This window comes from Nonomuraea jabiensis, from assembly GCF_014204795.1.
GTDB classification, from domain to species: domain Bacteria; phylum Actinomycetota; class Actinomycetes; order Streptosporangiales; family Streptosporangiaceae; genus Nonomuraea; species Nonomuraea jabiensis.
In genome coordinates this window covers 3,630,819-3,643,819 of sequence record NZ_JACHMB010000001.1, presented here as the reverse complement: position 1 = coordinate 3,643,819, position 13,001 = coordinate 3,630,819, and the positions used below count along the sequence as shown (strand labels likewise).

Here is a 13,001-nt window from a genome sequence, read left to right as displayed (position 1 = left end):
ATCCGATGTGAGAGCCTGACACCGTCGTCCAGGGGTATGTGGCCGACTTCTCCAGAGCGGGCGCCGGCCTTCTCCCCCACTGTCCTCCAGACGTGCGCGAAGTGCCTCACGCTCCCCGATGTCTCTCGTAGAGAGGGTAGCGCGGTCACTATTTCTGCACCCCGAGGAGGCCTGACAAGCACATCCTTAGCCGGTACTGTGCTTGTGCGCATGAGTGCAAGAGCGAACGGGCGGTTGAGATGAGCATGGACTTCGCCCCACCGAAATACGCCCAGGTGATGCGGGCTATTCAAGAGCGTATCGAGTCGGGCGAGTACGCCCCGGGCGACATGCTGCCGTCCGAAACACAGCTCGTGCGTGAGTTGGGCGTCGGCCGCACCACGGTAGTGCGTGCCCTTCAGACGTTGGCCATGCAGGGTTGGATCGAGCGCGAGCATGGGCGTGGCTCCTTTGTGAAGGGTCGTCCGGAGAGCGCGGCCGAGCGGGTACGGCCCAGCCAGGCGACTACCGAGCAGGGCGAGAGCGCCGATGCGGTGGTGGAAGCCGGCCGCGCTCCAGCCCCCCGGCATATAGCGCGTCTGTTGGGCGTCGCCGAGCAAACCCCAGTGATCATACGTAAGCGGGTGGCTCGACAGGCGGACGTGATCTCGGCCGTAGAGACATTCTGGGTGCCGTTGGAGCAAGCCATCGGCACCGACCTGGACAAGCCCGAACCCCTGCGGCGCGGCATTCGCCAGCACCTCCAGGCCGTCAAGCACCTGCGCTTCGATCACATCACCGAGCGGGTCAGCGCGCGCAAGCCCACTCAGGAAGAAGCCGAGTTGCTCGGGTCATCCAACCCGGTCCTCGGCGTGCTGGCCACCGTGCATGATCCGGCCGGCAACGTGCTGATGGCGGTGAGCCTGGCTCTGCCGGGGAGCCTGCACGAGCTCGAAGATGTCTTCAAGGTGAGCTAACTCTTACTCGCCACTTACCTGTCATCCACTTGTGCGGACGAGTTGCGATCGCTTACTTTCAACTCATACGGACAAGTGGACGAGCGAACGAATGGCTCTCCACCGCTATCGAGAGGAACACATGGCAATCCAGGGACCCATCCCCGTCACCTACACCATGGTCTTCCCGCACGGCTGCTACATCGGCGGCGAGGTCGAGCCTGTCAAGGACTTCGACGCCTCGTCCAACGGTCGGTTCGTGCAGGCCCGCGACAAGCAAACCGCTGAGTTGGTCTGGCAGGTCGCGGTCATGGACGGCGACCCGACCCTCAAACCCGCCCAGAAGACGGTGGCGGTCAAGATCCTGGCCCCCGTTCAGCCGGTGCCCCCGCAGCCGATGCCGGGCCTGCCGTTCACGCCGGTCGAGTTCGACGGCATGTCCATCACGCCGTACGTCAACGCCGCCGGCCGTCTCGCGTACTCGATCAAGGTCCGCGAGATGCACGCACCCCGCCAGACCACCCAACCCGCCCAGAGCAAGGCTTCGGCCGGAAAGGACGCCGCCTAAATGACCCGACGCCGTACCCCGCGCAACAGCGTGATCCGACTGACCACCGGGCACGCCGCCCGCACCCTCAACCACCCGTTCACCCGCCGTGAGCCCGTCCTGGCACTCGACTTCGGCGCCATCTCTGTCCTGGTCACCACGAACGGACCCGTGACCGTGGAAGACCTGGAGTTCGCGCGCCAGCTCGCCCGCGAGGCCCACCGCTTCGCCCGCTCGCTGGAGCGCAGCTTCTACGGCCTGCCCGACGGACAGGGAGTTGGCATGAGTCAACGCCCTTACACCTACGTCACCCTGTCCCTGCGACCGGAGTCCACGCCGCACGTCGGCGTCGACGTGGCCTCAAGCACCGGGGCAGACAAGACGTCCGCCCGGTCCTCATCCCGCCAGAACTAGTCAAGATCCTTCGCGAGCACGTCGCCGAGTACGGCACAGCCAAGAATGGCCGCATCTTCGGCAGCGAACGCGGCGGCGTCGTGGTCTCAACCGCCTACACCGAGGTCTGGCAGGACGCCCGACTGCTGGCCTTCACGCCTGCCCAGGCCGCCTCTCCGCTCGCCAAACGGCCGTACGATCTCCGGCACGCGGCTGTCTCCCTTTGGCTCAATGCAGGCGTCTCAGCCCCAGACGTGGCCGAACGAGCCGGCCACAGCGTCGATGTCCTGCTGCGGGTCTACGCCAAGTGCATCGACGGCCAGCAGGAGATTGCCAACAAGCGGATCGGCGATGCGCTGGCCGCATGAAGTGCGACCATATCGACGACAAGGTTCCGGACGTTATCCGGGACCTTGTGCTGTTCGGTGGCCTTGCGATCAACTAGGCGCCACGTCCTACGACACACTGAGCGTGCGGTTACCCGTGTACCGTGAGCCGAACCATGATCAACAGCTTCACCCGGAGGTTTCCATGAGCTATGACCTTGCGGTCTGGGAAGGGAAAAGACCCGCAAACGATGAAATCGCCGGAGACGTCTACGAAGCACTCATGGAGCTGATGGATCAAGATGGCGACACGCCGCCTACCTCTCGAATCAGCACCTATGTCGCGGCCGTCCTCGAACGATGGCCTGACTTCGACGAGGCCGATGACTCCGCGGGCGCTGCGTGGTCCGTGAGCCCCGAAGCCAGCGGTCCGATCGTCTACTTCTGCATGGCCTACAGCAAGGCCGAGGAGGTCTCCGAGTTCGCCGCCGACCTCGCTCACGAGCGCGGCCTGGTCTGCTACGACCCACAGATGGAATGCCTCCGTCCATGACTCAGCAGACAGGTCACGCCCACGCATGAGGCTACGGCCAGCCGAATCCGGAGTCCGAGCTGCGGAAACGCGCTCAAGATCATTGCACGTATATTGGTGGACCAGCGACAACCGGCCGCTCAGAGCGGCATCCGGCTGCATACCCCTGAAACGCAGAAGAGGCCCCGAAGGGCCTCTGAGCTGCGCTTACTGCGTGTGGCAGGTGCAAGGTTCGAACTTGCGTAGGCTGAGCCGACGGTTTTACAGACCGCTCCCTTTGGCCACTCGGGCAACCTGCCTTGCCATCCGCTCTCGCGGCGACAGATAGAAGGATAGCGGACTTCCGAGGTGTACGTGACAACGGTTGGGTGCGCGCCGGATCTCTGTCTGGCATCGCGCCGAAACGGGTGGAAGGGAGCGCGAATCTGGACGGTTCTCCGTACGGGGAGCGGTGTCCTGCGCGGCGGGCCGATGCTGGCTAGGCTCGTGCGCTGGGTCCGCGCGTTTCGCGTACGCCGGGGAAGCAGGATCCGGGTAGTGCTTTCGCCGCTGAGAGGATGAGTGTTTTGGCCGATTCGTCTTTCGACATCGTGAGCAAGATCGACCGCCAGGAGGTCGACAACGCTCTGAACCAGACGGTCAAGGAGATCGGGCACCGCTTCGACTTCAAGGGTACGGGGGCCGCGATCAGCTGGTCAGGGCAGAACAACATCGAGATCAAGGCGAACAGCGAGGAGCGGGCGAATGCCGCTCTCGACGTGTTCAAGGAGAAGGTGGTCAAGCGAGGCCTCTCGCTGAAGATCCTCGACGCGGGTGAGCCCAAGCTGTCGGGCAAGGAGTACCGGATGCTGGTCAGCCTGAAGGAGGGCATCGACCAGGAGAACGCGAAGAAGCTCTCCAAGCTGATTCGCGACGAGGGGCCGAAGGGGGTCAAGGCGCAGATTCAGGGCGAGGAGCTTCGGGTCAGCTCGAAGAAGAAGGACGATCTCCAGGAGGTCATCTCCCTTCTGAAGGGCAAGGATCTGGACATCGCCCTCCAGTTCGTGAACTACCGCTAGCGGGGCCTACTTCTGGCTTCAGGCTTCTGACTTGGCGTTCCAGCGTTCCGCAGGGCTCGGAGGGCTCGGAGGGCACATCCGGGGCACACGGTCGAGCGCGCTGTCCACGAGGGCACGCGTCTTCTCCTGTGCCTCGGGCCGCCCCCCGCGTGTGTACGTGTCCTCGGTTCAGCCTTTGGTCGAAATTCCCTTGTGGGTCGGCCAGATGGGTCCGTGGGTAGTGATGCAGGCCGGTCAGAGGTGGGTCGCCCACCGCTGGTCGCCAACGGCCCTATGCGCGGTCTGGAGGCCGTATGCCAGACGTGGGTGTGGCTACTCGTTGATTGTGGCGATGTGGGGTGGCGGCTTTGTAGCGGATGGCGAGCGTGCCGGAGCTAGGTGGTCACGGCCCAATGAGAATCGTGCTGGTTAATGCCATGTCCCGCGGAGTGGCCTGCTTGCATGATCGACTACGCGCTCCCACCTGCACCGGACGCCCTCAATCAGCTGCCGTTTCGTCCATCGGCCGGCGCTGCGGTGTAGGTCCGGCGGGCAGGACGGCGGAATCCAGGACCGGTGCGAAAGAACCACTGCCTGACTACGAGCACCCTCGGCACGTTGGCAAACTGCTCTGCCGTATCGGTCAAAGCCGCCGATATGCTCACGGCGGCTCAGGCTGAGCCCGGCATTCCGCTCGAGCGCGGTGTGGGCGTGAATGAGTATGTCCGGGCTCGATCGTAAGCTCCATAATCGTGACGAAGATCCCCCTGCGCCGCTTCACGGCGCGTGCCCTGCCCATTGACGATCAAGATCGGGTCCTGCTGCTCTACGGCTTCGATCCGGCCAGGCCCGATGAGCCGTTCTGGTACACGATCGGCGGGGCGACGGAGGACGGTGAGACGTTGCGGGAGGCGGCGGCGCGGGAGTTGTTCGAGGAGGTCGGGATCCGGGCGAATGCGGACGAGCTCAGCGGACCGTACGGGAACAGCGTGATCGAGTTCAACTGGTCCGATTACGCCATCACGCAGGATCAGACGTTCTTCGCGCTCTGGGTGGGGGCCGATGTGGTCGTGTCGTTCGATCACATGGAGCAGATCGAGAAGGACACGACGACGGCCTATCGGTGGTGGAGCGCGGCGGAGCTCGAGAGCACCCAGGAGGTCTTCTTCCCGGCGAATCTCGCGTCCATCCTGCGCGAGATCACTGGGGGCGGAGGACCCGCGTAGCGCCGGCGATCAGCGCCGTGGCCAGGATCCAGCCGGAGACGATCAGTCCGTACGCGAGCCACTGCGTCCACCCGCCCGGGTCGAAAAGCTCTCGTTGCCCGAATGCGGGGATCGGGAGCAGGAGGTCGAAGGTATAGGCGAAGGCGTTGAAATCGGGGCTCTCGGAGGGTTTGAGCGCTCTTGGGGGGTTGATGGCGAAGACGACCGTCCCGATCGCCAGGAGCAGGGCGAACCACATGCCCGCCAGCCAGGGGCGGTAGCCGTACCCGACCGCGACGTCGAGCAGCCGCCCCCACGCCCGGCTTCCGAGGCCCTGCGTCTGCCGGCGGGCGCGGAGTTTGGCGAGTTGGGTGCGCCGGGCGAGCGCGTCGTTGCCGTCGCTGAGGAACCAGGCGGCCAGTTGCTCGTACGGCTGCGGCCTGAACCCCTCCGGATCCCGGGTCACCCAGTCGATTCGGCGGGTTACGCCGGAGCCGCGCAGGCGGTCGTAGGTGAGGCCGTTCAGGCGTAGCTTCTCGGGCCAGGTGTCCGGATTGTCGTGCAGCGTGCCGAGAGTGGTGTGTGCGAGGGTGACGACGCCTTCGATGGGCTCTGCGGGCTTGAGGTAGAGCTCGCGGAGCTCCATGTGGCTTGCGTGGAGGGCGTAGCGGGTGTCCGGGCTTCGGATGATTCCGTCGAGCGAGAGCGTCCCGTTGATGCGCGCTCCACGTAGCCGTACGCAGCCCAATGCCAGGAATCCGTCGGTGCAGCGCATGATGTCCTCGACAGCCATGTTGTCGGCGATGAGGGCCTGCTTGCCGGGATTGCGGAGGGTTGCGCCGTCCAGGAAGAGTCCGCCGTTGAGGCGGGCGCCGACCAGGCCGATTGCTCCAGTGAAGTCGGCGTTGCGCATGTACGTGCCGGAGTCCACGACGACGGCGTTCGCGTAGAGCGCCCATCCCTCGTCGTCGTCGGCCGTCACCTTGGTGCCGCCCAGCCACAGCCCGCTCTCGAACTGGGACCGGCTCAGGCCGACGGTGCCGGTGATGTTCGAGCCGGACAGGCTGAGGTGCCCGGCCACCCGCATGCCGCCGCCGCTGAGGCCCGGGAGGTGGCAGTCGGTCACGCGTACGGTGCGGGTGGTGGAGCCGGTGAAACGGATGGGTTCGTCCAGGTGACAGCCGATCAGGTTGAGCTCGTACGGAATCGTGCCGCCGACGATCGCGAGCCGGCCGGTGATCCGGGCGCCGCGCAGACGTACCGCCGGGACCGAGCCGGTGCCGGTGTCACGGGCGCCGAGGAGCAACTGGGCGATCACTTCCGCCCTGATCGAACGTTCGGGCCCCCACGTGTGGCCGTCCGTGGGAGCGTTCGCGCCGGCCGTGCGGAACGGACCGATCTTGACCGGGCCCAGCTCGACGGTCTGCCCCGCGGGGAACGCGTTCCAGAGCCTCCGCTCCGCCTTGGTTAATCGGCGCATCGGTCAGCGGCGGTAGCCGGCCATCCGCTCGAGGCGGGCGACCCGCTCGGACGTGGGCGGATGCGTGGAGAACAGGCGGCCGAAGCCCGAGCCGCTGAACGGGTTCGCGATCATCATGTGGGAGGCCGAAGTGAGGCGGCTGTTCTCGGGGAGCGGAAGCCTGCGGGCACCCATCTCGATCTTGCGGAGCGCGGAGGCCAGCGCGAGCGGGTCGCCCGTGAGCCTGGCGCCCGATTCGTCGGCCTGAAACTCTCTCGTCCGGGAGATCGCCATCTGCACCATCCCGGCCGCCACCGGTCCGAGCACCATCATCAGCAGCGCACCCACGAAGCCCGGCCCCTCGTCATCGTCCGAGCCGCCGAAGAACACGGCCACGTAACTGATCCAGGTGATCATCGTGGCCAGCGCGCCAGCGACGGAGGAAATGAGGATGTCCCGGTTGTACACGTGTGACAGCTCGTGCCCGATCACGCCGCGCAGCTCGGCCTCGTCGAGCAGCTTGGTCAGACCGTACGTCACGCACACCGCGGCCTGGCGAGGACTTCTGCCGGTCGCGAACGCGTTCGGCTGCACCGTCGGCGAGATGTACAGGCGCGGCATCGGCTGGCGAGCCTCGGTCGAGAGCTCTCGTACGATCCGGTAGAGCGTGGGCTGCTCCACCTCGCTGACCGGCCTGGCACGCATGGCCGACAGGGCAATGCGGTCGGAGAAGAAGTAGGCGACTCCGTTGCTCGCCAGGGCGAGCACGAGCGCGATCTGCACACCGGCGCCGCCGCCCAACCACGCGCCCACCGCGACAATCAGAGCCGACAGGCCGCCCAGCAGGATGGCCGTGCGCAGACCGTTGTGGTGCAAGGTTTCCCCCCTTCGTGGTCTGGGTTCACCTCCTCCAACGACCACGACCCGGTGCTTCGTTCCCCAGCCGCTCCTCGGCGTGCTCAGCTGCGGGCGGAGCGCGACTTTCTCCTTACCCATGGCCCGTCTCTCAGCCGAAGGCGGACAGTGTGGTCATGTCCAGGATCAGTTGGGGGGCGATCGAGAACAGCACGGCCGCCGCGAAGGCGACGCCGATGGCCAGCCACGTGGTGGGCGTCGGGCGGTGCCGGGCGAGAACCGGTGCCGTGGGCGGGGTGAAGAGGCGCGCGGTCCAGACGGCGTAGTAGTAGAGACCGATCACGGTGTTGACGGCCATGATCAGGGCCAGCCAGCCCGAGCCGCCCTCCACGATCTCGCGGAAGACGAACACCTTGGCGAACAGCCCGGCCAGGCCCGGCGGCAGGCCGGCCAGGCAGACCAGGCAGAACGCCAGCGCGAGCCCCGCGGCGGGGCGCCGGAACGCCAGGCCCCGGTAGTCGTCGAGCTCGTTGCGGGTGGCGGTCCTGGAGACGAGCAGGACCACCGCGAACGCGCCGAGGTTCATGGCGGCGTAGATCACCAGGTACGCCATGGAGGTGCCGACCGCGCCGGACCTGGTTCCGGCCGGGAATGCGCCGGTTCCCCCGGCGAGCCGGGGTGTGACGCCCTGGGCCGCCACCGCCAGCGGCGCCAGGATGTAGCCGGACTGCGCGACGGAGGACCAGGCCAGCAGGCGTACGGCGGAGCGTTGGCGCATCGCGAGCAGGTTGCCCACGGTCATGGTCAGCGCGGCGATGACCCCGACGATGGGCGCCCACGTGGCGGCCTGTCCGGCCAGTCCGGCGACCAGGACGAGGATCAACCCGGCGAACCCGGCCGCCTTGGAGATCACCGAGAGCAGTGCGGCCACGGGGACCGGGGCGCCCTGGTAGACGTCGGCCGCCCAGGAGTGGAACGGCACCGCGGCGATCTTGAAGGCGAACCCGGCCACGACCAGCACGACGCCGACCGAGACGACAGCGGGCAGGCTCTGGGCCGTCGCGAGGGCCGTGGTCTCCGCCAACCCCGGCGCTGGGGCCTGACCGCTGAACACGACCGCCAGGCGGGACAGGTAGATCGTGCCCGCAATGCCGTACAGAAGCGAGACGCCGAACAGCATGATCGCCGTCGACACCACCGAAACCACGAAGAGCTTCACGGCGGCCTCGGAGGCCCGGCCGTCGTAGCGCTTCATGGCGGTGAGGGCGAAGACCGGGAGCGAGACCAGTTCGAGCGCCACCACGAGCATGATCAGGTCTCGGGAGGCGGGCAGGGTGACCGCGCCGACGAGGGTGCAAAGGAGAAGGAAGTACCACTCACCCACCGGGATGCCGCCGCCCGCCAGCTCGGTCATCGACATCAGCACAACCACCACGGCCGCGACCAGCACCATACCTGCGAACACCAGCGTGAACCCGTCCGCCACGAAGGAGCAGAGCCTGGTGGGACCGGCGAGGTCGGCCGGGACGCAGAAGGTCGACTGCGGCGGGCCGCCCTTGATCGCCTGGGCGACGACGAAGGCCAGTGCGATCAGGACGCCTGCCAGCGTGACGAGTCCCAGCACCGGCTTCGTACGGGGGCGGGCCGGGAGGAAGGCGTCCAGCAGCAGCACCAGACCGGCTACCAGGGCCAGTGCCAGCGGGGGCGCGATCACGAAGTAGTCGATCTGCTGGATCATGAGACGGCTCCCAGCAGGGTCTGCACGGCCGGTGTGGTGAGCGACAGGAGGAGGCCCGGCCAGAGCCCGAAGAGCAGGATCAGGGCCACCAGCGGCGTCCATGCCAGCAGTTCGTAACTCCTGATGTCGTCCGGGGCCTGCTGCGGTGGTGCGCCGATAGCCCGCTGAGGACCGCCGGCAGGTTCGGCGCCGCCCGTGAGGGCACCGCCGCTGCTCACGGCTCTGGCATCTGGTGGCCAGGCGTCGTCGTCCGACGGTCGGGCGTTGTCTGAGGGTGTGCCGCTGTTCAAGGGTCCGGCATCTTCCAGGTACGCCTCGCCGCCGGACGGTGCGGTGTGGTCCGGAGGGGTGCCGGGTTCGGGGGTGTTCGGAGGCTTGTTCCGGCCGCTGTAGGGCTCCGGTCGCGGGGGTGGATCCAGGGTGGCCGTCGCCGAGCGTCTTGCCGTCGAGCCGAGAGGTACGACGGGACGCTCGTCCGGTGTGACGCCTTCCCGCTCGTCCGAGAGGGCTCGGGGGCGGCCGTGGGTCACGCGGGACAACATGACCAGGAAGTACGCGGCCGTCAGGACCGCCCCCAGACCCCCGATGGCCATGTACGTCAGGAACAGCGCGCGGGGCAGCCCGTTCGCCGGCTGGAACGCCCCGAACAGCGCCAGCATCTCCCCCCAGAACCCGGCCAGCCCCGGCAGCCCCAGCGAGGCGATCGACGCGAAGGTGAGCAGCGAGCCCAGCCGCGGCAGCGTCGCCAGCATGCCGCCGCCCAGGGAAGGCATGTCGGCGGTGTGGTAGCGGTCCTTGATCGCCCCGGCGAGGAAGAACAGCAGGCCGGTGATGAGGCCGTGGGCGACGTTCGCGAAGAGGGCGCCGTTGATGCCGACCGGGGTCAGCGTGGCGAACCCCAGCAGGACGAAGCCCATGTGGCCGACGGACGAGTAGGCGATCATGCGTTTGAGGTCACGCTGGGCGAGGCAGGCCAGAGCGCCATAGATGATGCCCACCACGGCGAACGCACCGAGCCACGGCGCCACCGCCATCGCGCCCTCGGGAAGGATGGGGATGGCGATCCTGGCGAAGCCGTACGTGCCCATCTTCAGGAGCACCCCCGCGAGCAACACCGAGCCGACGGTGGGGGCCTCGGTGTGGGCGTCAGGCAGCCAGGTGTGCAAAGGCCACATGGGGGTCTTCACCGCCAGGCCGATGCCGATCGCCACGAACGCCAGGATCTGCACGGACCTCGCCATGCCGGCACCGTGGGCGGCGCTCAGGGCCTCGATGTCGAGCGTGCCGGTCTGGGCCCATACGAGCAGCAGGCCGAGCAGCATCACGACCGAGCCGAGCAGCGTGTACAGGATGAACTTGACCGACGCCGCCCGGCGACCCCCGCCGCCCCAGATGCCGATCAGGAAGTACATCGGGATGAGGACGATCTCGAAGAACACGAAGAAGAGCAGCAGGTCGAGGGCGAGGAACGTACCGATCATGCCCACTTCGAGCACCAGCAGCGTGAACACCAGCGCCCTCGGCCGGGCCCCCACGAACCCCTTCCGCGCGGCGCCCCAGCACAGGTAGACGAAGCACAGGAACGTCAGCAGCGCCGTCAGCACGATCAGCGGCAGGGAGATCCCGTCGACGCCGAGGTGGAAGCGGAGCCCCAGCCCGGGGATCCACGCCTGGTCGACCTCGAACTGTGGCCGCGCGGCTCGTGAGTAGTCGAACGTGGCCGCCATCAGCACGGCCAGTGCCAGCGTCAGGCCGGACAGGGTCAGTCCGTACGTGTGCAGCAGGGGCCGGAGCCGGTTCGGCGCGAGGAGGAGCAGGAGGGCGCCGAGCAGCGGCACGGCCGGGAGCGCGACGGAGAGCCAGGCCATCATGCCAGCACCCCCTCTTCTGCCCTGAGGCGCGATCGGGCCGTCATGCGAGCACCACCGCCCCTGCCCCGAGGCGCCATCGGGCCCATCACGCGAACACCACCGCCTCTACCCCGAGGCGCCATGTGGTCCATTACGCGAACACCACCGCCCCTGCCCCGAGGCGACACCGGGCCCGTCATGAGAAGACCACCGCCCCCACTGCGATCAGCAGGACACCGGCCAGCACGCCGCTCACGTAGAGCTGGACATTGCCGTTCTGGGCCAGGCGTAGCACTCCGGACAATCCGCGCGCCGATCTGACGGACGCGCGCACCGCGCCGTCCACGACCACGTCGTCCGTCCGCACCACGAGCCCGGCCAGGGCCAGGACCGGGCGTACGAACAGTGCGGCGTAGAGGCCGTCCACAAAGAACGCTCGCTCGCACGGCCCCCGCAACGGCCCCAGCAGGCGGGCCGGGTCGGCGATGGGATCAATGCGCCAGAACGCGTACACCGTCCCGGCGCCGAGGGCGGCGAGCACGACGCTGACGGCGGCCATGCCGAGGTCCAGGTGCAGGTCCCCGGCGAAGCCCAGCAGGAGGGCGGGGACGGCGAGGACGACGACAGGAACGAGCATCGTGCGGGGGGCCTCGGTGACGTCCACGACGTGGGCCGTGCCCGGCTCCGGCTCGGGGAGCGCCACGGCCCGCGCCTGGCCGAAGAACGTGCGTAGCCAGGCTCTGGTGGCGTACGCGCCGGTGACGGCCACGGTCGCGAGTGCGCAGCCGTACAGGAGGAGCGCGGCCGCGTCCGTCAGGCCGCCGGTGGACAGCGCGCGGTCCATGGCCAGCAGGACGCCGTCCTTGCTGAAGAAGCCGCTGGCTGGAGGGATGCCCATCAAGGCGGCGAAACCTATCGTCATCGTCACGAACGTCACCGGCAGTTCGCGCCGCAGGCCGCCCATCTGGGTCATCAGGTTGGAGCCGACGTGGTGGATCACCGCACCCGCGCACAGGAACAGCAGGGCCTTGAACGCGCCGTGAGTCAGCAGGTGGAAGATCGCCGCCGTGTCGGAGCCCGCGGCCAGGCCGCCTGCCATGTACGCGAGCTGGCTGATCGTGGAGTAGGCGAGCACGCGTTTCAGGTCGTCCTGGGCCAACGCGGCCAGCGCGGAGCCCAGCATGCCCAGGGCCGCGACGACGGCCAGCACGTCGAGCGTGGGCCGGGCCGCGAGGAACGCGGGGAACAGCCTGGCGACGATGAAGATGCCGGCGGCGACCATGGTGGCGGCGTGGATCAGGGCGCTGATCGGCGTGGGGCCCGCCATGGCGTCGGGGAGCCACGTGTGCAGCGGGACTTGCGCGCTCTTGCCCGCCACACCGGCCAGCAGGAGCATCGTGGCGGTCACGAGCGTAGCCGTGGACATCTCCGGCACTTTGCCCAGCACGTCGCTGATGCGGAAGCTGCCTACCGCGAGACCGAGCACGAAGATGCCGAAGAGGAAGCCGACGTCGCCCAGGCGGGTGACGAGGAAGGCCTTGACCGCCGCGCGGGAATTGCTCCGGTCTTCCCACCAGTGGCCGATGAGGAGGTACGAGCAGAGGCCCATGATCTCCCAGCCCACGTAGAGGACCAGGAGGTCGCCCGCGTAGACCACGAGGAGCATGGCGCTGGTGAACAGGCTGATGAACGCGCTGTAGGAGGGGTAGCGCGGGTCGTCCTTGAGGTAGCCGACGGAGTAGACCTGTACGGCCAGGGCGACGAGGGTGACCAGGATGCCGAGGATGCTCGACAGGTTGTCGGCCTGGAGGGTGAGCGTGATCGGGACGCCGCCGGTGACGATGGTGCCGTACGTCTGGCCTGTGGGTGTGGAGGTGGTCGCGCCGTGCAGGTAGGCGGCGCCCGGGCCCCAGGCTAGCCAGCCTGCCAGGATCGCCGAGAGCGTGGTGGGGAGGATCGCGATCCAGGCTGCCCGGGGGTTGGCTCGCTGGGTCGCCGCTGAGCGCTGATGTGGCCAGCGGGAGAGCAGGAGGCCGGCCGCGGCGGCGATGAAGGGCAGGAGCACGGCGAGGAGCGGGAAGGTCGTCACAGGGTGCCACCTCGCTTGACGGGGTGCTCGCCGCC

The 13,001-nt window shown here is 67.9% G+C and carries 12 protein-coding genes and 1 tRNA gene; 7 read left to right on the top strand and 6 right to left on the bottom strand.

From position 1 onward, the window contains the following. The first annotated feature begins 239 nt into the window (after positions 1-239). From HD596_RS16450 to HD596_RS16430, 5 genes are all read left to right on the top strand, one after another. Positions 240-956 carry a GntR family transcriptional regulator gene (locus HD596_RS16450; protein ID WP_185070080.1) on the top strand — a complete coding sequence of 239 codons (717 nt, stop codon included), beginning with the start codon at positions 240-242 and terminating at the stop codon, positions 954-956. Positions 957-1,077: 121 nt separating this feature from the next. Further along, the gene (locus HD596_RS16445) at positions 1,078-1,503 is read left to right on the top strand and encodes a plasmid replication, integration and excision activator (protein ID WP_185070079.1); all 426 of its coding nucleotides are present in this window, start codon (positions 1,078-1,080) and stop codon (positions 1,501-1,503) included. Beyond that, positions 1,504-1,896, top strand: coding sequence for a hypothetical protein (locus tag HD596_RS16440; RefSeq protein ID WP_185070078.1), 393 nt, complete (start codon positions 1,504-1,506; stop codon positions 1,894-1,896). Positions 1,897-1,976: 80 nt separating this feature from the next. Further along, complete coding sequence (locus HD596_RS16435) at positions 1,977-2,243, top strand: site-specific integrase (RefSeq protein WP_313044270.1); 267 nt, start codon at positions 1,977-1,979, stop codon at positions 2,241-2,243. 163 nt (positions 2,244-2,406) lie between these two features. Then, positions 2,407-2,754, top strand: coding sequence for a hypothetical protein (locus tag HD596_RS16430; protein ID WP_185070077.1), 348 nt, complete (start codon positions 2,407-2,409; stop codon positions 2,752-2,754). A 196-nt stretch (positions 2,755-2,950) separates the two neighbouring features. Here HD596_RS16430 and HD596_RS16425 read toward each other — a convergent pair. Then, a tRNA-Tyr gene (locus HD596_RS16425) sits at positions 2,951-3,032 on the bottom strand. 267 nt (positions 3,033-3,299) lie between these two features. Between HD596_RS16425 and HD596_RS16420 the strand changes: the two genes are divergently transcribed. Beyond that, positions 3,300-3,791 carry a YajQ family cyclic di-GMP-binding protein gene (locus tag HD596_RS16420; RefSeq protein WP_185070076.1) on the top strand — a complete coding sequence of 164 codons (492 nt, stop codon included), beginning with the start codon at positions 3,300-3,302 and terminating at the stop codon, positions 3,789-3,791. Between the two features lie 731 nt (positions 3,792-4,522). Continuing rightward, positions 4,523-4,996 carry an NUDIX hydrolase gene (locus HD596_RS16415; RefSeq protein WP_185070075.1) on the top strand — a complete coding sequence of 158 codons (474 nt, stop codon included), beginning with the start codon at positions 4,523-4,525 and terminating at the stop codon, positions 4,994-4,996. Here the strand turns inward: HD596_RS16415 and HD596_RS16410 are convergent. The 5 genes from HD596_RS16410 to HD596_RS16390 all read right to left on the bottom strand — a co-directional run bounded on the left by HD596_RS16410 (position 4,971) and on the right by HD596_RS16390 (position 12,966). Further along, on the bottom strand, positions 4,971-6,455 hold the full coding sequence (locus HD596_RS16410; RefSeq protein WP_185070074.1) for a hypothetical protein: 1,485 nt from the start codon (positions 6,453-6,455) through the stop codon (positions 4,971-4,973). The genes HD596_RS16415 and HD596_RS16410 overlap by 26 nt on opposite strands. Before the next feature lie 3 nt (positions 6,456-6,458). Next, positions 6,459-7,310 carry a zinc metalloprotease HtpX gene (gene htpX, locus HD596_RS16405; RefSeq protein WP_185070073.1) on the bottom strand — a complete coding sequence of 284 codons (852 nt, stop codon included), beginning with the start codon at positions 7,308-7,310 and terminating at the stop codon, positions 6,459-6,461. Between the two features lie 130 nt (positions 7,311-7,440). Further along, the gene (locus HD596_RS16400) at positions 7,441-9,027 is read right to left on the bottom strand and encodes an NADH-quinone oxidoreductase subunit N (RefSeq protein ID WP_185070072.1); all 1,587 of its coding nucleotides are present in this window, start codon (positions 9,025-9,027) and stop codon (positions 7,441-7,443) included. Further along, positions 9,024-10,898 carry a complex I subunit 4 family protein gene (locus tag HD596_RS16395; protein ID WP_313044266.1) on the bottom strand — a complete coding sequence of 625 codons (1,875 nt, stop codon included), beginning with the start codon at positions 10,896-10,898 and terminating at the stop codon, positions 9,024-9,026. Before HD596_RS16395 ends, HD596_RS16400 begins: the two co-directional genes overlap by 4 nt. 175 nt (positions 10,899-11,073) lie before the next feature. Further along, positions 11,074-12,966, bottom strand: a complete 1,893-nt coding sequence (locus HD596_RS16390; protein ID WP_185070071.1) for an NADH-quinone oxidoreductase subunit 5 family protein — start codon at positions 12,964-12,966, stop codon at positions 11,074-11,076. Between the last annotated feature and the right edge of the window lie 35 nt (positions 12,967-13,001).